The sequence below is a fragment of the Desertivibrio insolitus genome (genome assembly GCF_017355965.1).
In the GTDB taxonomy this organism is placed as follows: Bacteria; Actinomycetota; Actinomycetes; order Actinomycetales; family Microbacteriaceae; genus JAFIQW01.
Genome location: NZ_JAFIQW010000005.1, coordinates 76,491 through 100,937, shown reverse-complemented (window position 1 = coordinate 100,937; position 24,447 = coordinate 76,491). Strand labels below are relative to the sequence as shown.

At 70.7% G+C, this 24,447-nt stretch carries 21 protein-coding genes; 5 read left to right on the top strand and 16 right to left on the bottom strand.

Annotation, left to right across the window (positions count from 1 at the left end; translation table 11 throughout):
- Positions 1 to 250 precede the first annotated feature (250 nt).
- From JUB10_RS12625 to JUB10_RS12605, 5 genes are read right to left on the bottom strand one after another with little or no spacing between them, the layout of a single operon-like run.
- The gene (locus JUB10_RS12625) at positions 251 to 1,693 is read right to left on the bottom strand and encodes an amidohydrolase (RefSeq protein WP_207457255.1); all 1,443 of its coding nucleotides are present in this window, start codon (positions 1,691 to 1,693) and stop codon (positions 251 to 253) included.
- The gene (locus tag JUB10_RS12620) at positions 1,690 to 2,325 is read right to left on the bottom strand and encodes an FMN-binding negative transcriptional regulator (protein WP_207457253.1); all 636 of its coding nucleotides are present in this window, start codon (positions 2,323 to 2,325) and stop codon (positions 1,690 to 1,692) included. The genes JUB10_RS12625 and JUB10_RS12620 overlap by 4 nt, the downstream gene beginning before the upstream one ends.
- The gene (locus JUB10_RS12615) at positions 2,322 to 3,260 is read right to left on the bottom strand and encodes an Fpg/Nei family DNA glycosylase (protein ID WP_207457252.1); all 939 of its coding nucleotides are present in this window, start codon (positions 3,258 to 3,260) and stop codon (positions 2,322 to 2,324) included. Before JUB10_RS12615 ends, JUB10_RS12620 begins: the two co-directional genes overlap by 4 nt.
- A gap of 3 nt (positions 3,261 to 3,263) precedes the next feature.
- On the bottom strand, positions 3,264 to 3,749 hold the full coding sequence (locus tag JUB10_RS12610; RefSeq protein WP_207457250.1) for a ribose-5-phosphate isomerase: 486 nt from the start codon (positions 3,747 to 3,749) through the stop codon (positions 3,264 to 3,266).
- Between the two features lie 20 nt (positions 3,750 to 3,769).
- Entirely contained in the window at positions 3,770 to 4,378 is a 609-nt protein-coding gene (locus tag JUB10_RS12605; protein ID WP_307859222.1) for a mycothiol-dependent nitroreductase Rv2466c family protein, read from the bottom strand.
- 50 nt (positions 4,379 to 4,428) lie between these two features.
- On the opposite strand from JUB10_RS12605, the gene pepN reads away from it, so the two are divergent.
- The gene (pepN, locus tag JUB10_RS12600; protein WP_207457248.1) at positions 4,429 to 6,972 is read left to right on the top strand and encodes an aminopeptidase N; all 2,544 of its coding nucleotides are present in this window, start codon (positions 4,429 to 4,431) and stop codon (positions 6,970 to 6,972) included.
- A 77-nt stretch (positions 6,973 to 7,049) separates the two neighbouring features.
- Here pepN and JUB10_RS12595 read toward each other — a convergent pair whose 3' ends face one another.
- Both JUB10_RS12595 and JUB10_RS12590 read right to left on the bottom strand, forming a co-directional pair.
- Positions 7,050 to 8,996 (bottom strand): beta-galactosidase, encoded by a 1,947-nt coding sequence (locus JUB10_RS12595; RefSeq protein ID WP_207457246.1) that lies wholly within the window; start codon positions 8,994 to 8,996, stop codon positions 7,050 to 7,052.
- Positions 8,993 to 12,256 (bottom strand): DUF5107 domain-containing protein, encoded by a 3,264-nt coding sequence (locus JUB10_RS12590; protein WP_207457244.1) that lies wholly within the window; start codon positions 12,254 to 12,256, stop codon positions 8,993 to 8,995. The genes JUB10_RS12595 and JUB10_RS12590 overlap by 4 nt, the downstream gene beginning before the upstream one ends.
- A gap of 17 nt (positions 12,257 to 12,273) precedes the next feature.
- Here JUB10_RS12590 and JUB10_RS12585 point away from each other — a divergent pair, with 17 nt between their 5' ends.
- The gene (locus JUB10_RS12585; protein ID WP_242682572.1) at positions 12,274 to 13,215 is read left to right on the top strand and encodes an AraC family transcriptional regulator; all 942 of its coding nucleotides are present in this window, start codon (positions 12,274 to 12,276) and stop codon (positions 13,213 to 13,215) included.
- 1 nt (position 13,216) lies between these two features.
- Here JUB10_RS12585 and JUB10_RS12580 read toward each other — a convergent pair whose 3' ends face one another.
- Genes JUB10_RS12580 through JUB10_RS12565 form a run of 4 tightly spaced genes read right to left on the bottom strand, consistent with a single transcriptional unit; the run spans position 13,217 to position 17,677 of the window.
- Positions 13,217 to 14,518, bottom strand: a complete 1,302-nt coding sequence (locus JUB10_RS12580; RefSeq protein WP_207457242.1) for a cellulase-like family protein — start codon at positions 14,516 to 14,518, stop codon at positions 13,217 to 13,219.
- A complete protein-coding gene (locus JUB10_RS12575) occupies positions 14,515 to 15,387 on the bottom strand; it encodes a carbohydrate ABC transporter permease (RefSeq protein ID WP_207457240.1) in 873 nt (290 codons plus the stop codon). Before JUB10_RS12575 ends, JUB10_RS12580 begins: the two co-directional genes overlap by 4 nt.
- The gene (locus JUB10_RS12570) at positions 15,381 to 16,340 is read right to left on the bottom strand and encodes a carbohydrate ABC transporter permease (protein WP_207457238.1); all 960 of its coding nucleotides are present in this window, start codon (positions 16,338 to 16,340) and stop codon (positions 15,381 to 15,383) included. The genes JUB10_RS12575 and JUB10_RS12570 overlap by 7 nt, the downstream gene beginning before the upstream one ends.
- Complete coding sequence (locus JUB10_RS12565; RefSeq protein WP_207457236.1) at positions 16,340 to 17,677, bottom strand: ABC transporter substrate-binding protein; 1,338 nt, start codon at positions 17,675 to 17,677, stop codon at positions 16,340 to 16,342. The genes JUB10_RS12570 and JUB10_RS12565 overlap by 1 nt, the downstream gene beginning before the upstream one ends.
- A 240-nt stretch (positions 17,678 to 17,917) precedes the next feature.
- On the opposite strand from JUB10_RS12565, the gene JUB10_RS12560 reads away from it, so the two are divergent.
- Both JUB10_RS12560 and JUB10_RS12555 read left to right on the top strand, forming a co-directional pair.
- Positions 17,918 to 18,910, top strand: coding sequence for a mechanosensitive ion channel family protein (locus tag JUB10_RS12560; RefSeq protein WP_207457234.1), 993 nt, complete (start codon positions 17,918 to 17,920; stop codon positions 18,908 to 18,910).
- A gap of 14 nt (positions 18,911 to 18,924) precedes the next feature.
- Positions 18,925 to 19,326 (top strand): globin, encoded by a 402-nt coding sequence (locus JUB10_RS12555; protein WP_307859221.1) that lies wholly within the window; start codon positions 18,925 to 18,927, stop codon positions 19,324 to 19,326.
- A gap of 3 nt (positions 19,327 to 19,329) precedes the next feature.
- Here JUB10_RS12555 and JUB10_RS12550 read toward each other — a convergent pair whose 3' ends face one another.
- Entirely contained in the window at positions 19,330 to 20,007 is a 678-nt protein-coding gene (locus JUB10_RS12550) for a hypothetical protein (protein ID WP_207457232.1), read from the bottom strand.
- A 21-nt stretch (positions 20,008 to 20,028) separates the two neighbouring features.
- On the opposite strand from JUB10_RS12550, the gene JUB10_RS12545 reads away from it, so the two are divergent.
- Positions 20,029 to 20,901, top strand: coding sequence for an acyl-CoA thioesterase (locus tag JUB10_RS12545; protein WP_207457230.1), 873 nt, complete (start codon positions 20,029 to 20,031; stop codon positions 20,899 to 20,901).
- 64 nt (positions 20,902 to 20,965) lie between these two features.
- Here the strand turns inward: JUB10_RS12545 and JUB10_RS12540 are convergent, their stop codons facing one another.
- From JUB10_RS12540 to JUB10_RS12525, 4 genes are all read right to left on the bottom strand, one after another.
- Entirely contained in the window at positions 20,966 to 21,439 is a 474-nt protein-coding gene (locus JUB10_RS12540) for an acyl-CoA thioesterase (protein WP_207457228.1), read from the bottom strand.
- Positions 21,440 to 21,441: 2 nt separating this feature from the next.
- Complete coding sequence (gene ettA / locus JUB10_RS12535) at positions 21,442 to 23,124, bottom strand: energy-dependent translational throttle protein EttA (protein WP_207457226.1); 1,683 nt, start codon at positions 23,122 to 23,124, stop codon at positions 21,442 to 21,444.
- A gap of 183 nt (positions 23,125 to 23,307) precedes the next feature.
- Positions 23,308 to 23,781 (bottom strand): DUF6993 domain-containing protein, encoded by a 474-nt coding sequence (locus JUB10_RS12530; protein WP_207457224.1) that lies wholly within the window; start codon positions 23,779 to 23,781, stop codon positions 23,308 to 23,310.
- 71 nt (positions 23,782 to 23,852) lie between these two features.
- A complete protein-coding gene (locus tag JUB10_RS12525) occupies positions 23,853 to 24,362 on the bottom strand; it encodes a single-stranded DNA-binding protein (protein ID WP_207457222.1) in 510 nt (169 codons plus the stop codon).
- Positions 24,363 to 24,447: the final 85 nt, after the last annotated feature.

Sequence of the window (24,447 nt, the reverse complement as noted above, 5' to 3'; positions counted from 1 at the left end):
GTGCGCTCATCGTCGTTACGTCCTCTCCTAGGAATGGGGTCCCCGCCGGAGGCCGGCGGAGACCCCGACCCGCGGCACTGATCAAGCACCCCTGCCCCTCCACGAAGTCGTTCGTGGGCTCGGCACCGCGGGCCGTACCGGAGGCGAATACCACACCTCGCCGGACCGGCTTGCGGAAAGTGAACCATGTCCAGAAGCGCGGGCCCCAGGGACTAAAGACCCGTGTCCCCACCCAGAACGAGGGCCACGGTCACAGCGTGGAGTGGGTCACCCGGCCCGCGACGAGGGTCACGGCGACCGGGAACTCCCGCAGCGCGGCGGGCTCCGACCGCACAGGGTCCGCGTCGAGCACCGCGACGTCCGCCCGGCCGCCCGGCAGCAGCTCGTCGACCCCGTCGCTCGAGCAGCGCAGCGCCGTCGCGACGTCGATCCGCTGCTCCGGATGCCACGGCTCGCGCGCCTCGCGGCTGCGCGTCGTCGCCGCGGCGATCGCGACCCACGGATCGAGCGGCGCGACGGGCGCGTCGGAGCCCAGCACGACGGTCGCGCCGGACTCGATCAGGGAGCGCAGCACGAAGGCGCGCTCGGTGCGGCCCGCCCAGTACCGGTCGGCGACGTCGCGGTCGTCCATCGCGTGCTCCGGCTGCACGCTTGCGATCACCCCGAGCTCGGCGAAGCGGGGCACGTCCTCGTGCCGGAGCAGCTGTGCATGCTCGATGCGGCCGCGCAGGCCGAGGCGTGCGAACACGTCGAGGGCGAGCCGGTTGGCGTCGTCGCCGATGGCGTGCACGGCGGGCACGAGCCCCGCGGCATCCGCCCGCTCGAGCATGCGGCCGAGCTCCTCCGGCGGCACGGTGAGCAGCCCCCGCGAGTCGAGCCCGGGGTAGGGGTCGACGCAGAAGGCGGTGCGGGTGTTGAGGGAGCCGTCGGTGATGACCTTGAACGGGCCGACCTCGAGCAGCGGGGCGAGTGCCCGTCCGGTCGAGAGTCCCGCCTCGATCGCGCGGTCGAGGTGCTGCGGGTAGACGCCGAAGCGCACGCGCAGCGCATCGAAGCCCTCGGCCACCCGGCGCTGCCAGTCGTCGGCGTTCCAGCGCATCTCGAGGTCGACGACCCCGACGACGCCGCGGGTGGCGGCGCGGCGCCCCTCGTCGAGCACCCAGCGGTCGATGACCTCGGCCGGCACGTCGTCGAGCGAGCGCACGACCGCGAAGCACGCGTCCTCGCGCAGGAGCCCTGGCTCGGTGCCGAAGCGGGCCGCGGCGGCGGTGTTGAGCCAGCAGCAGTGCAGGTCGGCGCTCACGAGCACGACGGGCACGTCGCCGGCCGCGGCGTCGAGCAGCGCAGGATCGGGATCGTCGGGCCACAGCCCGTCGCGGAAGCCGGTGCCGACGAACGGCAGCCCCTGCGGCGGGAGGCCGGTCGCGTCGAGCTGGGCGCGCACGAGCGCGGCGGCCTCGGCGGCCGAGCCGGCGGGAGAGAGGTCGAGGCGCTGCCGGGCGAGCGCGGTCTGCGTGAGGTGCACGTGCTGGTCCCAGAGGCCGGGGATCAGCACGCGACCGTCGAGCTCGAGCACCTTGGCGCCGGGCGCGACGAGGCCGGGGCCGACCGCGGCGATGCGGTCGCCCTCGAGGTGCAGGTCGACGGGCACGTCGCCCCCGGGCAGCCGCCCGTTGCGCAGCAGCAGGCTCACTCCGACACCCGCCGCATCTCCACCCGGCGCATCTCCTCCGCGAGCGCGGGGTTGGCGTAGTGCTCGCCGTGCTCGAGCTCGGCGATGATGCGCTCCCTCGTCTCCTCGGGCCGGTTCTGACTCAGCTTCGCGCGCGCGTCGAAGCGGGTGACGCGCAGGCGGAAGCCCACCGTGCCGCGGGAGATGCGGCGCGCGTAGGTGCTCTGGTCGTCGTCCGCCTCCATGCGGCGCGGCCGCGGCATCCGCTGCTCGAAGTGATCGACGAGTTCGCCCAGCACGCGGTAGTTCTCCTCGGGGCTCAGCAGTTCCGGCACCCCGTAGAGGTGGGCCGTCACGTGGTTCCAGGTGGGCACGGCGGGGCTCGGGTCGTACCAGCCGGGCGAGATGTAGCCGTGCGGACCCTGCACGATCACGAGCACCTCGCCGCGACCGAGCTCGAGCGCGACCTCGTCCGGGCGGCCGACGTGGCTCACGATCGAGATGCCCTCCGCGTGCTCCTCGAGCAGCACGGGGTAGTGCGAGGCGACGAGCCCGTCGGCGGTCGAGGCGACGATCGTGGCCCAGGGGTTCTCGCGGATGAGCCGCTTGACCTCCTCGGCGTCCTCGAGGAGGTACTCGGGCGTGCGCCTCACGCCTGGTCCTTCGGGCACCAGTACAGGTTCCGCCCGGCCATCTCCTCGATGAGGATGTGCGTGCCGCACACCCGGCAGGGCAGCCCCTGCCGCTTGTAGACCCAGTGCCGGTCGGCCTGGCTGGCGATCGCCTTCTCTCGGCGCGCGGTGCTGAGCCCGTCCATCGTCAGCATCTGACCGACCTTGACGGCACGCTTCAGCAGCTTCGCCCAGTCGCGCCACAGCTCGCGCAGCTGGTCCTCGGGGATCTCGCGGCCGGGCTTGTGCGGGTTGAGACGGGCCCGGAACAGCAGCTCGGCGCGGAACACGTTGCCGATCCCGCTCACCACCGACTGGTCCATGAGCAGCTGCCCGATCGCGACGTTGCGGCTGCGGACGTTGGCGACGAAGCGGTCCTCGCCCCTGCGGCCGCGGTCGACCATCGGGTCGGGGCCGAGCTTCGCGAGCTGGCGCTCGACCTCGTCCGGTCCGATGACCTCGCACGCGGTGGGACCGCGGAGGTCGGCGACGGATGTCTCGGTGAGCAGCCGCACGCGAACGGCGCCGACCGGCTCGGGCGGGAACCCGGCGAGTTCCAGGCCGCGCTCGTCCTCCTGCTCGGCCATGCGCAGGCGCGTCAGCCGAGGGGCGCCGATGCTGGAGAGGCTCGGCTCCGCGTCATCCGCGACCGTCGACCCCTCGAAGCGCGGGGCCGACACCTCGCCGGCGAAGTCCCACGCTCCGTAGAGCCCCAGGTGCACCCGCAGGTAGCGGTCCTCGTCGAAACGCAGGAACAGCTGCTTGCCGACGGCTTTCGCCTCGGTCATCGTGCGTCCGTCGAGCTCGCGCGCGCCCGCGGCGAACCGCCCCTGCGGGGAGGACGCGCGGATGACGTCGCCGACGAAGTGCCGGTTGAACTGCTGCGCGATCCGGTGGATCGAGTGACCCTCGGGCATGGCTCAGTCGATCTGATGCCCGGCGATCGCGCCCGTCGCCTCGTACTCGGCGAGCTGGGCGATGCGGCGGGCGTGCCGCTCCTTCCGCGAGAACGGCTCCGCGACGAACGCGTCGATGAAGCCGAGGGCCTCCTCGAGGGTGTGCTGACGGGCGCCGATCGAGATGACGTTGGCGTCGTTGTGCTGGCGGGCGAGCCTGGCGGTGTCGAGGTTCCAGACGAGCGCCGCGCGGCATCCGGTCACCTTGTTCGCGGCGATCTGCTCGCCGTTGCCGGAGCCGCCGAAGACGACGCCGAGCGACTCGATGCCGGCCTTCTGGTCTCGCACGACCGCCGCGGCGGCGTTGATGCAGAAGCTCGGGTAGTCGTCGAGCGGGTCGTACGACGTCGGACCGTGGTCGACGACCTCGTGTCCCGCCGCGGCGAGGTGCTCCTGGATGCTGCGGCTCAGCTCGAGCCCCGCGTGGTCGGTGGCGACGTGGATGCGCATGGCTTCGATCCTATTGAGGGTCAGTCGAAGACCGGTCCGCGGGTGCGGGACCGCTTGAGCTCGAAGAAGCCCTCGTACGCGGCGACCGCGACGACGCCGTCCCAGAGCGCGACGGCCTCCTCGCCCCTCGGCGCGGGCGAGATCACGGGCCCGAAGAACGCGGACTCCCCCACCGCGATCACCGGGGTGCCGACGTCCTGCCCGACGCGGGCGAGCCCCTCGTCGTGGCTCGTCCGCACGGCGGCGTCGTACTCGTCAGTGTCGGCGAAGCGCGCGAGGTCCGCCGGCAGGCCGGCCTCGGCGAGCGCGCCCGCGATGACCTCGTCGGCGTCGGTCGAGCCGCCGAGGTGGATCCGCGTGCCGAGCGCGTCATAGAGGGGCTTCACCGCCTCCTGCCCGTGCCGGTCGGCCGCGGCCGCGACGAGGCGGGTGTAGCGGCGCGAGCGGACCCACATCTCGAGGCGCTCGCTCGGGGCGTCCGCGCCCTCGTTGAGCACGGCGAGCGACATGATGCGCCAAGTGACGTCGAGGGGACGGAGCCGGGCGACCTCGTCGACCCAGCGGCTCGTCATCCAGGACCAGGGGCATCCGGGGTCGAACCAGAAGTCGACGGCGGTGGAACGGGTCACGACGACGAGCCTAGGCTGGACGGCGCAACAGAATCAGCGGAAGGCGGCCCATGCCCGGTGACAACCTGACCCGTGCCGAAGCGCAGGAGCGCAAGGCCATCGTCGACGTGTCGAGCTACGAGATCGCGCTCGATCTGACCACCGGGCCGGAGGTGTTCTCGTCCACGACCACCGTGCGCTTCACGGCGACACCCGGGTCGTCGACGTTCATCGACGCGATCACCCGCAGCGTCTCGGAGGTGACCCTCAACGGGGTCTCGCTCGACGTGGCCGAGGTCGCCGCCGACAACGTGCGCATCCAGCTGCCGCAGCTCGAGGCCGAGAACGTACTCACCGTCGTCGGCGACTTCGAGTACACCAACACGGGCGAGGGGCTGCACCGCTTCGTCGACCCCGTCGACGGCGAGGTGTACCTCTACACGCAGTTCGAGGTGCCCGACAGCCGCCGCGTGTTCGCCGTATTCGAGCAGCCCGACCTCAAGGCGACGTTCCAGTTCACGATCACGACGCCGTCGCGCTGGCAGGTCGTCAGCAACTCCCCCACGCCCGAGCCCGTCAACGACGGCGAGTTCGCGACGTGGGCCTTCGAGCCGACGCCGAAGCTCTCGAGCTACGTGACCGCGCTCGTGGCCGGCCCCTACGAGGTCGTGCGCAGCGAGCTCACGAGCCGCGACGGCCGCGTCATCCCGCTCGGCGTCTTCTCCCGCAAGTCGCTGTCGGAGTACCTCGACGCCGACTACATCTTCGAGAAGACGCGGCAGGGCTTCGCCTACTTCGAGGAGAAGTTCGACTACCCGTACCCCTTCGCAAAGTACGACCAGCTCTTCGTGCCGGAGTTCAACGCGGGCGCCATGGAGAACGCCGGCGCGGTGACCTTCACCGAGACCTACGTCTTCCGCAGCAAGGTCACCGACGCGATCAAGGAGCGCCGCGTCGTCACGATCCTGCACGAGCTCGCCCACATGTGGTTCGGCGACCTCGTGACGATGAAGTGGTGGAACGACCTCTGGCTCAACGAGTCGTTCGCCGAGTGGGCCTCGACGATCGCGACCGCCGAGGCGACCGAGTGGAACCGCGCGTGGACCACCTTCAACGCGATGGAGAAGACCTGGGCCTACCGCCAGGACCAGCTCCCCTCGACGCACCCCGTCGTCGCGACCATCAACGACCTCGAGGACGTGCAGGTCAACTTCGACGGCATCACGTACGCCAAGGGCGGCTCGGTGCTGAAGCAGCTCGTCGCGTGGGTCGGCATCGACGCGTTCTACACCGGCGTCGCGAACTACTTCAAGAAGCACGCGTACGGCAACACGGAGCTGCGCGACCTGCTCGCCGAGCTCGAGACCGCGAGCGGCCGCGAGCTCACCGAGTGGTCGAAGCTCTGGCTCGAGACCGCGGGCGTCAACACGCTGCGTCCCGAGATCCAGACGGATGACGCGGGGCTCATCACCTCGTTCGCGGTGCTGCAGTCGGCACCCGAGGACTACCAGACGATCCGCCCTCACCGCCTCGCGATCGGGTTCTACAACCTCGTCGAGGACAAGCTCGTGCGCACGCACCGCGAGGAGCTCGACGTCGACGGCGAGCGCACCGAGGTGCCCGCGCTCGTCGGCAAGCAGAAGCCGGCCCTCGTGCTGCTCAACGACGACGACCTCGCCTACGCGAAGATCCGGCTCGACGAGGGCTCCCTCGCGATCGCGATCGAGCACCTCGCCTCGATCGAGAACCCCCTCGCCCGCTCGATCGTCTGGGGTGCCGTCTGGGACGCCGTCCGCGACGCCGAGACCCCGGCCAGCGCCTACATCCAGCTCGTGCTGCGCAACATCGCGACCGAGACCGAGTCGACGACGCTGCGCACGACGCTCACGCAGCTCACGCAGGCCGCGCGACGCTACGTCGCGCCGTCGACCCGCGCCGAGACGATCCTCGACGTCGGCGACGCCCTGTGGCAGCTTGCCCAGGAGGCGATCCCGGGCAGCGACGCGCAGTTCCAGTTCGTGAAGTTCTTCGCGTCGATCGCCTCGACCGAGGGCCACGCGGCGGTGCTCAAGGGCCTGCGCGAGGGCACGATCACCCTAGACGGCCTCGAGATCGACACGGACCTCGACTGGGAGCTGCTCGAAGGGCTCGTGCTCGTCGGCGAGGCCGACGAGGAGGACATCGACCGCGCCCTCGAGAAGGACCGCACCGCGAACGGCGAGCAGGCCGCCGCCCGCGCCCGGGCGACGATCCCCACCGTCGAGGGCAAGCTCGCCGCGTTCGCCTCCCTCGTCGAGGACGACTCGCTGCCCAACACGATCGTCCGCGCGACCGGCATGGGCTTCACTCACGTGAACGACCCGTCGGTGCTCGAGCCGCTCGTCGAGCGCTACTTCGAGACGATCGCCGGCATCTGGGAGAGCCGCAGCTACAAGATCGCGGAGTACATCGTGCTCGGCCTCTACCCCGAGCCGCTCGCGAACCAGGCGCTCGTCGAAGCCACCCAGGCGTGGCTCGACGCGCACCCCGAGGTGCCGGCGCTCCGCCGTCTGGTGATCGAGAACCTCGCCGCCGTCACCCGCGCCCTCGAGGTGCAGGCGCGCGACCAGCGCTGACGCGACGACGCAGGAACGGATGCCGCGGGGCTCGCGCCTCGCGGCATCCGTCGTCTCGGGCTCGTCGGCTCCGGCGATCAGTCCTCGGTGGGCACGACGACGGCGCGCGTGACCTGGGCACCGGTGCGCTCGCGCATCCGCGGCGGCACGTACACGAGGGGGTCGTTCGCCCGGGGCAGGATCTCCAGCCGCAGCGTCGGCGCCAACTGCGCCGTCACCGGCACGTGCCAGGTGCGGCCGCTGAAGAACGAGTCCGCGTGCAGTGCGTCGCCGTTCCACAGCCTTGCCGCGTCGCCGGTCCAGTCGAGGCGCAGTTCGCCCTCCGGCCAGCCGCCCCCGCAAGCGAGCTCGGCGGCGAGCGCCCCGGTCCAGTCCGTCGGGGTGGCGGCGCGGCCGGAGGGGCCGGGCGACGTGGGACGCGGCTCTCCCGCCTCACTCCGAACGGTGACGGTGACGGGCAATTCATCCGGTGCCGGCAGTCGCCGTGCTTCGGCAGCCCCGACCAGGCGCACGGTCAGCCCCGCAACGACGTTCTCCCCCGGCTGCAACCCGCCGACGACGCCGTCCACCGACACGCGCGGCGCGAGGCCCTCGACCTCGAGCAGGGTCAGCGACCCGTCCTCCCCGAGGTCGAGCGGCTGGGCGGTCGCCCAGTCGACGAGTCGGTCGCCCACCGGCATCCGCAACGGCAGCACGAAGAACGCGCCCGCGGGCACGTCGAGTTCCGGCAGCTCGACGACCCCGTCGGCGAGGCGCACCGCGAAGGCCGCGCGTCGGGCCGGCAGCAGCTCCTCCGGCGCGTGATTGGTGACGAACAGGAAGCCCGCGTCCCCGTCGCTGCGCACGGCCCAGCGCAGGTCGCCGGGCTCGGGGAAGCGCGGGGTCATCGGGGCCAACCGCTCGCCGAACGCGGCGAGGAAGCGGTGCTGCAGCGCGAGTTCCGCCCAGCTCTCACGCCGGTGCCCGGCGGCGGTGAGCGGCGCCCCGAAGTCGTAGTCGATGCGGGGCAGGTCGTTGGGGAAGCCCGACTCCTGGCTCTCCTGCAGGTGCTCCCCCGGGTTCCGCCCGTCGGAGTACATGTAGTACCCCTGCCAGTTCGATCCGCTGCCGAGCTTCGTCAGCGCGAGCGCCGCGACGTCCCGGGCGGTGGGCGCGAGCCGGCGGTGGTACGCGCTGACCATGCCGCCGCCGAGCTCGCAGGTGAGGAACGGATAGCGCTCGAGGTCGAGGTTCGTCACGGCCGGCGGCTCGTCGCGCTGGTCGGCGCCGATGCCGGCCTCGTCGCGCTCCGCGTCGTAGCGGAAGTTGCTCGCGCTGCGCTCGTCGAACTCGACGTCCGCCTCGATCCAGAACGAGGCCGGGTAGCCGCCGTACACGGGCAGCACCTCGTCGACCGGCAGTTGCGCGCCGCCCCACGCCGTCGCCGTCCAGAGCGGCGCGGCAACGCCGACGTCGCGGGCGATCGCCATCAGCTCCGAGATGTGCTCGGGGGCGTCGTAGAGCTCGTTGTCGACCTGCACGGCGAGCAGCGGGATGTCGCGGGCCTCCTCCGCGAGCCGCGTGTACCAGTTCCGCACGAGGGCGAGGTAGTCGGGATCGTTCGACCGGATGCCACCGCGCTCGACCACCCAGTCGGGGATGCCGCCGTGCCGCGACTCCCCGTGCACGAAGGGGCCGATCCGCAGGGCGATCTCGAGCCCCTCCTCGCGGCACGCCTCGAGGAAGGCTCGCAGGTCGAGGTCGCCGTCGGAGTGCCGGTCGCCCTGGGTGCGCTCGTGGTGGTTCCAGAACACGTACGTCGCGACGACGGTCACGCCGCCCTCGCGGAGCAGCCGGAGCGTGCGACGCCACCCGCTCCGCGGCAGGCGCGAGAAGTGCACCTCGGCGCTGATCGGCACGACCGGACGTCCGTCGAACTCCAGCCACCGCGAGGTCACCGTGACCCGCTCGTCGCCGAGCGCGGGCAGGTGGCCGCGCAGCGGCGCGGGGGGCGCGGCGGAGGCGTCGAGGAAGAGCGATGTCACAGGGCGAGTTTCCCCGATCGCGTGGCGAGCTCCTCTGCGAGCGCGTCGCGAGCCCTCTCGGCCGCGACCGCGGCGTCCTCGGCGAACAACAGCAGCTCCGGCAACGAGGTGGCGAAGTAGTCGACCTTCGGCGTCTGCTCCTCGAGCTCGGCGATCCTCGCCCGAACGGCGTCGAGGGCCCAGACCACGGTGGAGGTGTCGCCGAGACGCGCAGCGCAGTCGGCGACGGCGAGCGTGGCGGCGTCGGCAGGACGCTCGACACCGCGGGGGCCGGCCGGATCGTCGACGCCCGTCCGCCACTCCCGAATCGCTCTGTCCTGGTCGCCCGCGGCCGAGAGGGCGTCGCCCAGCGCCAGACGCAGCGCCGCCTGCGAGTCGAGTTCGTGCCAGGTCTCCCCGAGGGTGGTCGGCGGAGTCAGGGCTGCGAGCGCGGCGTCGGCGGACGCCAGCGGATCCTCCGCCAGGAGGGCGGCGGCGCGGCCGAGGCATCCGGCGGTCCAGGCGCGCAGGCTCCGGCCCTCTCCGCCCTCCCACGGCTGCAGCCGCCGCGAGCGCAGCAGGTCGAGGGCCTCGTCGTGACGCGCCGTCTCGACGAGCAGGTCGGCGAGACTGACGAGCACGTCGTCACGGCGGGCCGCGGCTCCGCTGCTGGTCAGCCGCTCGATCCGGTCCTCGAGCCGCTCCCCGCGGCGTTCGGCCAACTGGTCGCGCTCGAACTGCAGTCTGGCGTCGTCGGGGCGGAGGCGGAGCGCGTCGTCGTACAGAGCGGCTGCGCGTTCCTGGTCGCCGAGCACCTCCATCGTGGCGAGTGCCGCGTTCCTCAGCAGCACCGCGTCGTCGCTGCGCAGGGCGGCCGCCTCGGTCCAGAGCGCGAGCGCGTCCGCCCGCCTTCCGGCGTGGTAGCACCACGTGCCGAGCAACGAGCGCGCCGCGGCATCCGCTGGATCCGCCGCGACCGCGGCCGTGAGCGCGTCGTGCGCATCGAGGCCCGAGGGGAAGGCCAGCGTCAGGTCGGATCGTGCGGCTCGTGCCCTGAGCTCCGACGCCGCCGAGGGGTCGGACGGATCGAGGAGATGCGCGGCCAGGTAGAGCGCCGCCGGAGCGGCGTTGCCGAGAGCCCCGCTGCCGTCGGTCGCCGCGGACAGCAACAGCGCGAGCGCAGCGTCTGCCTCCCCCGCGCGGGCCAGATCGAGCGCGAGGTCGATCCGCTCGAAAGGATCGGCCGGCGTCTCGCCCGTAACCAGGTACAGGCTCCACGCGTCGAGCGGTTCGAGCGCCAAATTGTGCTCGAGCTGCGCCTGCGCTTCGGCGGCACGTCCGAGCCTGCGCAGCACCACGGCTCGCAGTGCTCCCGCACGCACATCCTCGGCGTCGTGACGGAGAGCCGTTGCGAGCCGTTGGAGCGCGGAGGCATCCCGCCCGGCGTGAGCGTCGAGGAAGGCGATCGCGAGCGACGCCGGATGGGCCCAGCGGCCGTCCCATGTCGCCTTCGCCCAGCGGTCGACCGCCTCGTCGCGCCGGCCGAGACGGGTGAGCAGGATCCCGAGGCGCACGAAGACCTCCCCGTCGACCGGGTTCGGGTTGCGGCCGGTCAGACGCTCGAGCGCGCGCTCCGCATGCTCGAGGGCGAGCTCGTAGCGTCCGCGGCGCGTCTCCTCGGCGGCGATCATCAGGTGCGCGCGGCTGTCGCCGGGATCGCGTCTGAGCAGCTCGTCGAGGTACGGGCGGGGGCTGCGGGTCGGGTGCCGGTACTGCGTGAGGTGCACCGCGGTCAGGTAGAGCTCCTCGGCCGAGTCGATCCGTTCGGGGGCCGCAGGCTCGGTCGCGACCTCAGGTTCCACTGCGTCCGCTGCCGTGTCCCTGGAGGTGAAGGAGACGAGTTCCCTTCCGCCGTGCCTCACCACGACTGAAAGCCCGCCGTCGGGGGTGCCGAGAGGCAGCGGGGCTGACAGCAGCGCCGGGCTGCCCGGCGCGGCATCCACCGTCCAGCCTTCGATCCTCGTGCCCCACGACTGCAGCTCGACGTCGAGACCGGGCCGGTCCGAGGTGACGGAGACGCCCACCGAGACCCGGTCGTTCTCGATGCCGAGCGAGACGGCGGCGTCGAGATTCGCCTGGTGCGCCGGCCCGATGCCCTGGATCGGGTACCAGTGCTGCTCGAACACGCGGGTCTCGCCCGGGGCGAGATAGGAGAAGTCGGGCTGATTGTCGGTGTAGACGCCGGCCATCAGCTCCACGTAGGGCCCGCTCGAGTCGGTCAGCAGGGCATCCCAGGCGTGCCCGAATGGCGCGTTCCCCCACGTCCACTGCTTCTTGCCCGGAGCGATCCGGCGATCGGCGACGTGCACGAAACCCGCGCCGCGGGCGTGGTCGTAGCCGCCGAAGAAGTCGTCCCGCGTCTCGGTGACCATGTACGAGGTCGGCACGGGGATGTTGCGGTAGAAGTCGAGGCGATCGGCATCGGGATCCTCGGCGCTCACCCGCGCGGGATAGTCGACCCCGTAGTAGGGCCTGTCCGCGCGCGGGAAGGCCGTGACGGCTCGCTTCGCGTGGTCGGCGACGTAGTGCACGTCGGTGGGGAAGAACGACTGATAGTCGTCGTGAACGCGGGCGGCTACGTTCGCCCACCACAGGAACGTCTGCCGCTCATCCGTGCGATTGCGCAGCCGAGCGACAAGATCGATGATCGCCCGATCGGGCGTGAGCCTGATTCCGTGGGTGCCGACCATGCGCTCGAACGGGTCGTGGTCGGAACACCACACCGTCACCGCACCGTCCTGGTGCCGTTCGATCGTCGAGTTCATCGGGTGGAAAGTGGCGGGGCGGTGGTGCTGGGGCCAGTTGAACTCCACGCCACCCGAGACCCACGGCCCGGCCAGCCCGACCAGGGCCGGCTTGATGACGTCGTTGCGGTAGAAGAAGTCGTATCCCCTCGTCTTGTCGTGCCCGACGTGGATCCGTCCGCCGAGCTCCGGAAGGATCACGAGCCTGATCCAGGCGTTCTCCAGATGGATGGCGTCCCACTCGCGGGGCCGAGCCGACTCGGCGACGCGCTCGACGAACGGGATCGGGTACACCCGACCGCTCGACCCTTGGTACACCCGGCGATCGAGGAACATCGGATACTCGCTGGGCGGCGCGGGATCGTACGTCGGCAGCGTCAGAGGCTCCCGCCACACCGCGACTCCTCCCTCCGAGAGGATCCGCGCCTCGGCCTCGGGCGGGGTGGACAGCAGAGGAGTGATGACGTCGTCGTGCACGACCTCACGCTAGGCGGATGATTGAGCGCGGGGAATGTCCGATCGGTGCGGAGCACCTGGACGATCTGACTGCGCCCGTCTGCCACACTTGCCGAATGGAGATCCGAGAGGGTTTCGCGGGCCAGCGCCTCGTCGTCGTTCCGCGGCCGGCGGTGAGGGAAGCACTCAACCGCCCGGTCACCCGTCGTCTGCTGGTGACGGACTGCGGCTACTTCCCGGCCGCGCGGGACCACGGCAGAAGCCGTACGCAGGGCGCAGCGCAGTCCATCGTCATCGTGTGCGTCGCGGGATCCGGCTGGGTGCGGGTCAACGGGGTCGAGCACCGCATCGGCGCGGGCACCGCACTGATCCTGCCAGCCGGCCTGCCGCACGCCTACGGCGCTGGCGACTCGAGTCCCTGGACGATCTGGTGGTGCCACCTGGCAGGAAGCGACGCGGCCGAGCTCATCGAGGAGACCGGCGTCACTCCGGGGCGTCCCGTTCTCCCGCTCCGATCCCCCGAGCGCGCAGTGGCCCTGCTCGACGAGATCGTCGGGTCACTGGAGCGTGACCAGTCCCCCGCACGGCTGATCAGCGCCGCCGGTGCCGCATGGAAGCTGCTGACCCAACTCGCGACCGCGCGCGTGCTGCCTGAGCGGGGCGACCCGCTCGAGCGGGCGATGGCTTTCCTCGAGGAGCGCCTCGACGGCACCGTACGAGTCGCGGAGTTGGCACGGATGGTCGGGATCTCCGCCTCGCATCTCAGCGCCCTGTTCCGCGAGGCGACCGGTGGCGGCGTGCTCGCCCATCACGTGAACCTCAGGATGGCGAAAGCCCGGCAGTTGCTCGACATCACAGCGCTGCCCGTCGCCGACGTGGCGAGCGAGGTGGGCTATTCGGACCCCTTCTACTTCTCGCGCCATTTCCGGCGTGTGCACGGGGTGAGCCCCACCGAGTACCGCGTTCAGCGCAAGGGTTGACTCAGGCCGAACGGATCTCGTCGTTGATGCGCCGTTGCCATGCCGCGTCGAGGAACATCGGATGATGAGGAGCCGCGTTCGAACTCGGCACCATCCCCCACACGCCCTGCTCCAGCGCCGAGCGGATGCCGCTCGCCGCGAGATCCTTGCCGACCGGCCCCTCCTCGAACCCGCCGTGCAGCGGGGTGTAGCCCACCCACCCTTCTCCGATGACGACAGGACGCGCGTTCCGTCGGCCCCAGGCGGCTATCGCCCGGACCCGCGAGGCGATCTCCCGGTGCATCGCCTCGCGGTACACGGCGTAGTTGTCGTACAGCCACAGGTCCCAGCGGTCCGGGTCGACCCAGTCGTAGCCGTAGATCATCTGGTCCGTGATCACCGTCGCCTCGAGCTTCCAGGGCGCGGGCTTGCCGTAGCCCTCCGGGCTCGGTGCGTCCGGCTGCAGGAGTTCACGGAGCTGCCGGTTGGGAAAGCCCTCGGAGCCCTCCGAACGTATGTCGATCCGTCGTTGCAGCGCGTCCAGCACACCGTAGGTGTAGACGTGGAACTGTCCGACATCGAGTTGCCCGGGAACCGCGGCCATGTCGGCGAAGGGCGGCCGGCCGTAGCTCACGGTCACGAGCTGATCCGGATGGGCATTCCGTAGGCGTGCGAGATCCGCGAGCGCCGCCTCGTCCAGCGCCGGCAGGACGGAGAAGTCGATCTCGTTGTGCAACTCCGTGAAGGCGATGTGCTGGCTCAGCCCCCGCTCGTCGAGGGCGGAGAGCATGCGGTCGAAGGCGCGAGCGAGGGCGGAGAAGCGCGAACCGAGGGGCGTGGCGTCGATGCGGTCGAACCACCCTCGATCGCGGGCGAAGGCGGGTGACTGCTGGTACTCCCAGCTCGCGAGGATGACGACGACGTCGTGTCTCGCCGCCGTCTCCACGAGCTGGAACAGGCGCTCACGCAGATCGAGCCGGTACCCGCCGGGCACGTCGTACCAGCGCGTGCCCCTTCCGTAGATCCCGCCGTCCGGGGCGACGCCCAGCCCTTCCACCTCGATCGTCGCGTCGTCCGCGCCGTCGCCGAAGAGGAGCAGGGGCGCCGCGCAGATCCGCACGGCGTTGTACCCACGGGCCACCGTCGCCTCGAAGGCGTCCTCCAGCGAGGAGTAGGGCCCGCCCGGTTCGGCTCGCGTGTACCAGCTGAAGTCCCACAGGCAGATCGCCAAGCGGTTCGGCAGCCGGTCCGGCACCGGCCCGGTGAGCTCCGCACTCGCCGCCTCCGGCTCGGCACCGGTGCCGAGCCATCTGCGTTCGCTCATCCCTTCGTCGCCCCGGACGTGAGCCCTGCCCGCCAGAAGCGCTGCAGGGAGACCATGACGATGACGAGCAGCACGGCGGAGACGGCGGAGCCCGCGACGACGAGCTCGAAGAACTCGGGAGCGCGTTGCGTCTGTCCGTTCCACAGGGTGAGCCCCAGGGTGACGGGGTAGGTGTCGACGTCGTTCAGCATCACGAGCGGCAGCAGGTAGTTGTTCCAGATCGCGACGAACTGGAACAGGAACACCGTGACCAGGGCCGGGGTCATCATCCTGGTCGCGATCGTCGTGAAGGCCCTGATGTCGCCGGCTCCATCGAGTCGTGCTGCTTCGATCACCTCGTCGGGGACGGACGCGGACGCGTAGATGCGGCACAGATAGACACCGAACGGGCTGACCATGCCCGGCAGCAGCATCGCCCAATAGGTGCCGGTGAGGCCCACTGCGCTGAGCATGAAGTACAGGGGCAGTGCGATGACGGTGGCCGGAAGCAGCACGCCGCCGAGGATCACCGAGAACGCCGCCTCCCGACCGCGGAACTGGTACTTGGCGAAGGCGAAGCCAGCGCCGGCGGCGAGCGCCGTGGCCACCGCCGCACCGACGCCCGAGTACAGCAGGCTGTTCAGCAGCCACCGGCTGTAGATGCCGTCCCCCTGCGAGAAGAGCTGACCGAGGTTGCTCACGAATTGCCCGGAGTCGCCGAAGGCGAGCCCGAAGGTGCCGAACAGCTGCCCCGTCGTCTTCGTCGTCGCCGTCACCACCCAGACCAGCGGCAGCACGAAATACGCGGCCGCGGCGATCAACACGGCCGTCACGAGGACGGAGCCCGCGCGGGACCCGCCACGGACCTTCAGCTGAGTCGCGTTCACCATGCGCGCTCCCCCTTCCGGTTAACCAGACGCAGGAACCCGAACGAGATCGCGAACGCGAGCACCGCGACGATGACGGCCATGGCGGCCGCGAGGTTGCTGTTGCCCTGTGCGAAGGCTTCGCTGTAGGCGGCCAGGTTCGGCGAGAAATCGGTGTTGATCGAGTTGGTGAGCGGTCTGAGCACCAGGGGCTCGACGAACAGTTGCAGTGTGCCGATGATCGTGAAGACCGTCACGAGCACGATCGACGGCCGCAGCAGCGGCAACTGGATGCTCCGGACGGTGTGCCACCACGAGGCACCGTCGATCGACGCCGCTTCGTACAGCTCGGCGGGAATGGCCTGCAGCGCCGCGATGAGCACGAGCATGTTGTAGCCCGCGAAGCCCCACAACCCGATGTTGACGATCGCGAGCAGCACGCTGTCGCTGGAGAGCGGAACGAGGTCGACACCCAGGGCGCTGAGACCCTGGAGCACCGGGCTCGTCGCGGGGATGTAGAGGAAGCCCCAGAGCAGCGAGGCGATGACGCCGGGCACCCCGTAGGGCATGAAGAAGACCACGCGGAAGAAGCGCGGCCAGTGCGCCCGGCCCGACTCGAGCAGCAGCGCCAGCACGAGAGCGCCGACCACCATAAGCGGCACCTGGATCAGAGCGATCAGCAGGACCCGCGCGAGCCCGGCCGCGAAGCCACCCTCCGCGAAGGCCCGCACATAGTTCTCGACCCCCACGAATTCGAGGGTCGGCGGCCCGAAGCCGAGACCGCTGGAGCGAAGGGCGAAGAGGCTCTGCACGAGCGCGTAGACGATCGGTGCGACGAAGAAGATCACGAAGAGCACGGCGAACGGGCCCAACAGGATCAGCAGGGGCCCGCGGGCTCCGCGCCCCTTACGCGAACGGCCGGGGCGGGCCGCGCTGGTAGCGCGGCCCACCTCGGGACGAGTCAGGGTGGAGGTCATCAGCGGGCGACCGCGAGACCCGCGGCCTCCATCTCGTCGACCATCCGCGTCTCGATGTTCTCGAAGGCCTGCGGCAGAGGCGTGCCCGACTCGACGGCGCTGCGCATCTCGTCCGTCACGAATCCGTAGAGCGAGTCGGTCAGCGGGGGCCAGGTCCAGTCGAGGGCGATCTGCTCGTTGGATGCGGCGAAGACGTCCCAGATGTCCTGACCACCGAAGAACTCGAAGACCTCGGGCGAGTCCTGAATGGCCGGCACGGAGTCCACGTCCGAGATCGCCGGCCAACCGGCGCCGGCCTCGGTCAGCATGCTGACGCTGTCGACGTTGCTGTTGAGCCAGAGGGCGAACTCCGCGGCTTCCCGGGGGTGGTCGGATCCACGCAGGACCACGTTGGACGAGCCGCCGCCCCAGCTGGCCGAGCGGGGTTCAGCGGCATCCCACTGCGGGAGTTCCGCGGCGCCCCAGAGCCCGGCGGTGTCGGGCGCGTTCCCGCGGATGATGGCGTCGGCCCACGATCCGCTCATCCACGAGAGCACGCGCCCGGCCTGGATGTCGGCGTACCACTCGCTCGAGAGATCGTTCTCGATCTTCACGAGATCCTCGTCGATCATGCGCTGCCAGAACTCCGCCATGCGGAGGGTGTCCTCGTTGGCGATGTCGACCGCCCACTCGTCGCCCTCCGCCTGGAACCACGGCGTGCCGGCCTGCTCGGCGAGCCCCATGATCCACGGCGCCTGGTTGGCGGCGAAGACGGCGATGTACGCCTCGGGGTTGGCCGCGCGGATCTGGCGCGCGGCCTGTTCGTACTCCTCCCACGTCGTCGGCACGGCGACGCCGTACTGCTCGAAGAGATCGGTCCGGTAGAACATCCCCATCGGGCCACTGGCCTGCGGGATCCCGTAGATGCGGTCGTTGAACGTGTTCGCGGCGAGCTGCCACTCCGAGAACACGTCGACGTCGTCCTGGACGTACTCGGTGATGTCCTCGAGCGCATTGCGGAGCAGGAACGAGGCCATCTGGTCGTAGCCGACCTGGGCGACGTCGGCGGGATTCCCCGCGTCGACGGCGGAGAGCATGGCGGCGTAGCCACCGTCCGGCCCCGCGGTGATGGCCTCGACCTCCACCTGGATGTCGTCGTGCTGCTCGTTGAAGTTCTCGACGACGGGCTCGATGTTCGGGACCCAGGTCTGGAACGTGAGTGTGACGGGACCGCTCTCGGCCGGCTCGCTCGAGCAGGCTCCGAGCGATGCCACGAGGGCCGCGCCGACGGCGATCCCGACGCCGGCACGCATGCCACGTGCGGCGCGGCCCTGAGCCGACCTGGAGTTGACGAACATGAATGCTCCTTTGCATCGCGAGTTGCAGGAGGCCGAGGACCTCGAGTCCGGCCGAGTTGGACGTTACGCGGACGGCCGGTTCCGCCGAATGGGCGATCTCGTCCGCCACCTGGACGTTCCTATGACATGCCGCGGGCCGTAGCAGAGCGCTCGACTCGGCGGGCGGCGGCAGCCGCGGTGCAGGACACCCATCGCGTCTCACCACGCACGGAGCGGCGGTCGCCTACCCTCGATGCCGCAATGGATGACTTCTGGGTTACCTTCTGGACCTTCGCCGAGCGGCCCGTCACGGCGCTCGCGATCGTCGTCGTGGCGTTGATCGTGCGCTACATCGCCGGCTTCGTGATCGACCGCGTGGTGCAGCGGATCGTGCACGGCATCAAGAAGCGGCAGGGCGTGGAGGACACGCAGGCGATCGATACGTCGCCGCTCGCCGCGGCGCGCACCGTGCAGCGCACCCGCACGCTCGGCCTCGTGCTGAACAACATCGTGACGACCGCGATCATCATCATCGCGACGCTCGCGGTGCTGACGACGCTGCTGCCGGATGTCACGGGCGCGTTCGCCCTCATCACCGCCGCTCTCGGCGCGGGTCTCGGCTTCGGCGCGCAGAACATCATCAAGGACGTGCTCAACGGCCTCTTCATGGTGGCGGAGGACCAGGTCGGGGTGGGCGACGTCGTCGACACGGGGCCGGCGACCGGCATCGTCGAGAACGTGGGCATCCGCGTCACCCAGATCCGCGACGTCAACGGCACGCTCTGGTACGTGCGGAACGGCGAGATCCTGCGTGTCGGAAACATGTCGCAGGGGTGGCAGCGCGTCATCGTCGACCTCGCGGTGCCGTACGACGCCGACATCGAGGCCGTCGAGGACCGCATCCTGCAGACGGCGATCGGCCTGTCGAAGGAGACCAAGTGGAAGCCCCTCATCATCGAGCGGCCGGAGATCTGGGGCCTCGAGTCGATCAGTGCGGAGGCGCTCGTCATCCGCCTCGTCGTCAAGACCCGGTCGGGCGCGAAGGACGACGTCGCCCGCGAGCTGCGTCCGCGCCTCAAGCGCGCTCTCGACGAGATGGACGTCACGCTCCCGCATCTCAACACGGTCGTGCTCTCCGGGTTCGAGGAGGCGACGAGCGTGCGTGGCGCCCGCGCCCCGAAGACCGGACCGGTCGCCGCGGTCGAGGCACCGCCGAAGAAGCCGCGCACACGCCGCACGCCGCCTGCGGAGTGAGCGACAATTCTCCGGTGAGTGACGTGACGAGCGCCGAGGCGACGAGCTTCTGGCACGAGGTCGGCGGACGGCCGACGTTCGAGCGGCTCGTGCGCCGGTTCTACGAGGGCGTGCGCACCGACGAGGTGCTCGCCCCGATGTATCCGCCCGAGGACTTCGAGGGCGCGATCCAGCGCCTCACGGGCTTCCTCGAGCAGTACTGGGGCGGCCCCGGCACGTACAGCCAGGAGCGCGGGCACCCGCGCCTGCGGATGCGGCACATGCCGTTCAAGGTGAACCCCGACGCCCGCGACCGCTGGCTCGCCCACATGAGGGTCGCCGTCGACGAGCTGGAGCTGTCACCCCTGCACAGCGAGATGCTCTGGGGCTACCTCGAGCGCGCCGCGTTCGCGATGGTCAACACCTTTGAGGCGTAACGGCTAGCGCGCGAGCGTCCACGCCCGGCGCCGTACGAGCACGTGGCCGCGCCGCGTCGTGAGCCGCGTCCACGGGCCGGTCTCGTGGATCGACACCGGGTCCTCCGGCGACAGGAAGCCGAGGGTCACCGCGGCGAACGCGGCCCCGGCCGGCACGTGCTCGAGCCCCTCGATCGGGCGGCCCCACACTTCCGAGCGCACGCGGTGCACGATCTGCTCACCCGTGCCGGTGGGCACGGCGGCGGCGACCTCCTCGATGCCGTCCTTCGCGGTGCGTTCGAGCAGTTCCGCGCCGGTCGGGTCGAGCGTGACCCAGCCGCCGCGGGGCGGGCTGATCGCGGTCCAGGTGACGGTGTTGACCGAGAGCGGCAGCGTGAGGGACACGGGCTCCGCGTCATCCGCCCCCTGGTCGAGCTTGCGGGTCACCCGCTCGGCGAGCGAGCGCACCGGCACGACGGTGTCGAACTCGGTCGGCTCGGCGAGCTCGAACGTGCGCAGCCCGAGCACCGTGGGGGTCTCGTCGAGCAGCCCGATCGGGTACAGCGCGGCGACGTACACCGCGAGCACCTGCCCGGCGGCGATGAGCCGCACCGAACCGTTCTCCACCCGCTCGGCGCGGCCGAGCAACACCTGGAGATCGCGCAGGGCGAGGCCGTCGACGAGGGTGAAGGAGTCGCTCATGACCCACCTAAACTACAGGGCGTGCCCGACCCGCTGGATTCGCTGCTCGCCGCGCTCGACCTGACCGACACCGGTGCCCGCACCAGCGAGGACATCTTCACGGGGCCCAGCCAGTGGGTGCCCGGCGGCCGGGTCTTCGGCGGGCAGGTGCTCGCGCAGTCGCTGGTCGCCGCGATCCGCACGGTCGCCGAGGACCGCGTCGTGCACTCCATGCACGCCTACTTCCTGCGGCCGGGCGACGTCAGCCAGCCGATCACGTTCTCCGTCGACCGCATCCACGACGGCCGCTCGTTCTCCACCCGCCGTACGCAGGCGTACCAGTACGGGCAGCCGATCCTGTCGATGATCGCGTCGTTCCAGACGGATGACCCGGGGCTCGAGCACCAGGTGGAGATGCCGCTCGACGTGCCCGACCCCGAGAGCGTTCCGGACGAGAACCAGCTGCTCGGCGGGCTCGAGCACCCGATGGCCAAGTACTGGGCGACGTCGCGCCCGTTCGAGATGCGTCACGTCCCCTCCCCCGTCTACCTCAGCGTCGAGGGCGAGCGCGTCGCCTCGCAGGCCGTGTGGATGCGGAGCATCGGCCCGCTGCCCGACGACGAGAACCTGCACCGCGCCGCCCTCGCGTACGTGAGCGACTACACGCTGCTCGAGCCGATCATCCGCCGGCACGGGGTCGCCTGGGCGACGCCGGGGCTGAAAGCGGCGAGCCTCGACCACGCGATGTGGTGGCACCGCTTCGCCCGCGTCGACGAGTGGCTGCTGTACGTGCAGGAGTCGCCGAACGCGATCGGCGGGCGCGGCCTGACGACGGGGCGGATCTTCGACCGCGAGGGCAGGCTCGTCGCGAGCGTCGCGCAGGAGGGCATGGTCCGGGTCAGCCGTCGGGACTGACGACTCGAACCCGGTACGACGAAGGGGGCGGATGCCGTGGCATCCGCCCCCTTCGTCGTATCCGCTAGTGGCGCTTGGTGAAGGCGACCGGCTCTTCGAGGTACGGCGTCCAGACGGCGCGCTCCTGGTCGGTGAGCCGGCGCGGGCGCATCGTCTCGGAGTCGAGCAGCACGATCGTGGTCGCCGCGCGGGTGTACATGACGAACGGCTCGACGCCGAGGGGCGAGCACACCTCGTAGCAGACCTCGATGCTCGATCCGCCGAGGCGCCCGAGCCAGAGCTGGATGTCGAGGGGCTGGCGCATGTACGGAATCGGCACGAGGTACTCGACCTCCTGCCGCGCGATCACCGTGACCGTGTTCGAGCCGGGGCGGGCGTCGAGCACCGCGGTGCCCTGCTCCTCGCTCGCGTGCTCGGTCGCCCAGAACGCCGCGATGCGCGCCTCTTCGAGCAGGCGCAGCATCTCGGCGTTGTTGACGTGCCCGTAGGCGTCGAGGTCGCTCCACCGCAGCCGGGTGGGCACGTGCATCCGGGCCATGGTCAGTCCCTCGTCAGGCGGCGGTGGGTCTGGCGACCGGGCTTGAGGGCGTCCGGCCCGAGGCGCTCGAGCTTGTTCTGCTCGTACGCCTCGAAGTTGCCCTCGAACCAGTACCAGTTGGCGGGGTTCTCGTCGGTGCCCTCGTAGGCGAGGATGTGCGTCGCGATCCGGTCGAGGAACCACCGGTCGTGGGTGATGACGACGGCGCAGCCGGGGAACTCGAGCAGAGCGCCCTCGAGCGACCCGAGGGTCTCGACGTCGAGGTCGTTCGTGGGCTCGTCGAGCAGCAGCAGGTTGCCGCCCTGCTTGAGGGTGAGCGCCAGGTTGAGGCGGTTGCGCTCACCACCGGAGAGCACGCCGGCCTTCTTCTGCTGGTCGGGCCCCTTGAAGCCGAACTGGCTGACGTAGGCACGCGAGGGGATCTCGGTCTTGCCGACCTGGATGTAGTCGAGGCCGTCGGAGACGACCTCCCACAGCGTCTTGTTCGGGTCGATGCCGCCGCGGCTCTGGTCGACGTAGGAGATGTCGACCGTCTCGCCGATCTTCAGCTGACCGCCGTCGAGCGGCTCGAGCCCGACGATCGTCTTGAACAGCGTGGTCTTGCCGACGCCGTTCGGGCCGATGACGCCGACGATGCCGTTGCGGGGCAGCGTGAAGCTGAGACCGTCGATGAGCACCCGGCCGTCGAAGCCCTTGTGCAGCTTGGAGGCCTCGATGACCTGCGCGCCGAGGCGCGGGCCCACCGGGATCACGATCTCCTCGAAGTCGAGCTTCCTCGTGCGCTCCGCCTCCGCGGCCATCTCCTCGTAGCGGGCGAGGCGCGCCTTCGACTTCGCCTGGCGACCCTTCGCGTTCGAGCGGACCCACTCGAGCTCGTCCGCGAGGCGCTTGGCGAGCTTCGCGTCCTTCTTGCCCTGCACCTGCAGGCGCTCGCGCTTCTTCTCGAGGTAGGTCGAGTAGTTGCCCTCGTAGGGGTAGAGGCGACCGCGGTCGACCTCGGCGATCCACTCGGCGACGTGGTCGAGGAAGTACCGGTCGTGGGTCACGGCGAGCACGGCGCCCGGGTAGGACTTCAGATGCTGCTCGAGCCAGAGCACGCTCTCGGCGTCGAGGTGGTTGGTGGGCTCGTCGAGGAGCAGCAGGTCGGGCTTCTCGAGCAGCAGCTTGCAGAGCGCGACGCGGCGCTTCTCACCACCGGAGAGGTTGGCGACGCTCGCGTCCGGCGGCGGGGTGCGCAGGGCGTCCATCGCCTGCTCGAGCTGGCTGTCGAGGTCCCACGCGTCGGCCGCGTCGATCTCCTCCTGCAGCGTGCCCATCTCGGCGAGGAGCGCGTCGAAGTCGGCGTCGGGCTCGGCCATCGCAAGACCGATCGCGGCGTGCCGGTCGATCTTGTCCTTGATGTCGCGGACCGCCTCCTGCACGTTCTCGAGCACCGTCTTGGTCTCGTCGAGCTCGGGCTCCTGCATGAGGATCCCGACGGAGTATCCGGGGCTGAGTCGGGCCTCACCGTTCGAAGGCTGGTCGAGCCCCGCCATGATCTTGAGGATGGTCGACTTCCCGGCGCCGTTCGGGCCGACGACGCCGATCTTGGCACCGGGCAGGAACGACATGGTGACGTCGTCGAGGATGAGCTTGTCGCCCACCGTCTTTCGAGCGCGCACCATCGAGTAGATGTATTCGGCCATGGGGTCGATTCTATTTGGGACCGGGGACCTCGCCGCGCGCCCGGGTGGGGAGCGGCTACGCCGAGAGCGGATGCCGAGGCGCGGTCGGCATCCCGACTCGGTCGGTCTCCGCAGTCACGGGTCGATGGCCGCAAGGCCGTCCGTCCAGCCGTCGATTCGTCGCGCCGCCGGCGACCTATGCCGCTACCAGTCGATCGGTCGCGTCTGACCGATGAGGCAGCCGCCCGTGCCGAGCGGCGCGGCCACCACGCTCGTGTACCCGCCCGCGCCCTTCTGCCCGACGAGGCACTGCCCGGCGAGCAGCACCGAGAACTGCACGTTGTCGGCGGCGTTGCCCGTCGGGGTGTCGTCGTAGGTCACCTGCATGGCGGCCTTATCGAAGCCCGCGGCCGCGAGCGCGTCCACGAGCTCACGCCCGCCGGCATCCGGACGCTCGGCGAGCAGGGCGGAGACCACGGAGTCGAAGTACGCCTTGCTCGCCTCGGCGGACGAGGGATCGAGGACGGGTGCCGCCGGCTCTGCAACGGGGCTGCCCGACGCGGCGGGCGACGCCGTCGGGTCAGCCGCACCCGGCGACTGCGCGGCCTGCGTGCAGCCGGCGAGCGCCACGACGAGCACGAGGCTCGCGAGCGCGCGAAGAGAGGCGGCACGACTCATCCGCTCCCCCTTCGCGCACTCGTGGCTCGATCGAGGGCAGTCTAGGTGCGGCAAGTGACGGCGACGCGACCTCAGAACGGGACCGGCGCGGCGTCCGCCGGTGCCGGCACGAGAGCGGGCCGCCAGCCCCCGTCCGGGGTATCGGCCGCCGGCTGCTCGACGGCCTCGCCCTGCTCCTCGGCGTCGTGATCGACATCGTGATCGGCCTGCTCCTCGGGCTGGGACGAGCGCCGGCGGGACCAGCGACCCGTACCGAGGGCGAGGTCGTGGCCGATGTGCTTCGCCTCGATCTCGACGCTGCGGCCCGACTTGCCGTTGCCCTCCCAGTCCTTGATGCGGACCCTGCCCGAGATGATGACGGCGTCGCCCTTGGCGAGGCTCGCCTCGACGTTCTCGGCCAGCGAGCGGAACGCGGAGACGTCGAACCAGTTCGTGTGCCCGTCGGACCACTCCCCCGTGCGCTTGTCCTGCTTGCGGGAGGTGGCGGCGATGCGGAAGTTGACGATGGGAACGCCGGAGGCGACCACGAAGCGCGGGGGCGTCGCGACGACGCCGGTGACGGTGATGGAGGAATCGATCATGCCGTCGAGTCTCGGCACCGGGGACATGGAACGGGCCGGGCTGCCGCGATCTGCGGAGGCCCGGCCCGAACCGGTGACTGTGGAG

Excerpts from the sequence above, each read along its gene's own strand:
- JUB10_RS12615 (WP_207457252.1), bottom strand. The coding sequence starts at position 3,260 with ATGCCCGAGGGTCACTCGATCCACCGGATCGCGCAGCAGTTCAACCGG.
- JUB10_RS12610 (WP_207457250.1), bottom strand. The coding sequence starts at position 3,749 with ATGCGCATCCACGTCGCCACCGACCACGCGGGGCTCGAGCTGAGCCGC.
- pepN (WP_207457248.1), top strand. The coding sequence starts at position 4,429 with ATGCCCGGTGACAACCTGACCCGTGCCGAAGCGCAGGAGCGCAAGGCC.
- JUB10_RS12585 (WP_242682572.1), top strand. The coding sequence starts at position 12,274 with ATGATTGAGCGCGGGGAATGTCCGATCGGTGCGGAGCACCTGGACGAT.
- JUB10_RS12580 (WP_207457242.1), bottom strand. The coding sequence starts at position 14,518 with ATGAGCGAACGCAGATGGCTCGGCACCGGTGCCGAGCCGGAGGCGGCG.
- JUB10_RS12575 (WP_207457240.1), bottom strand. The coding sequence starts at position 15,387 with ATGGTGAACGCGACTCAGCTGAAGGTCCGTGGCGGGTCCCGCGCGGGC.
- JUB10_RS12570 (WP_207457238.1), bottom strand. The coding sequence starts at position 16,340 with ATGACCTCCACCCTGACTCGTCCCGAGGTGGGCCGCGCTACCAGCGCG.
- JUB10_RS12565 (WP_207457236.1), bottom strand. The coding sequence starts at position 17,677 with ATGTTCGTCAACTCCAGGTCGGCTCAGGGCCGCGCCGCACGTGGCATG.
- JUB10_RS12560 (WP_207457234.1), top strand. The coding sequence starts at position 17,918 with ATGGATGACTTCTGGGTTACCTTCTGGACCTTCGCCGAGCGGCCCGTC.
- JUB10_RS12550 (WP_207457232.1), bottom strand. The coding sequence starts at position 20,007 with ATGAGCGACTCCTTCACCCTCGTCGACGGCCTCGCCCTGCGCGATCTC.
- JUB10_RS12540 (WP_207457228.1), bottom strand. The coding sequence starts at position 21,439 with ATGGCCCGGATGCACGTGCCCACCCGGCTGCGGTGGAGCGACCTCGAC.
- ettA (WP_207457226.1), bottom strand. The coding sequence starts at position 23,124 with ATGGCCGAATACATCTACTCGATGGTGCGCGCTCGAAAGACGGTGGGC.
- JUB10_RS12530 (WP_207457224.1), bottom strand. The coding sequence starts at position 23,781 with ATGAGTCGTGCCGCCTCTCTTCGCGCGCTCGCGAGCCTCGTGCTCGTC.
- JUB10_RS12525 (WP_207457222.1), bottom strand. The coding sequence starts at position 24,362 with ATGATCGATTCCTCCATCACCGTCACCGGCGTCGTCGCGACGCCCCCG.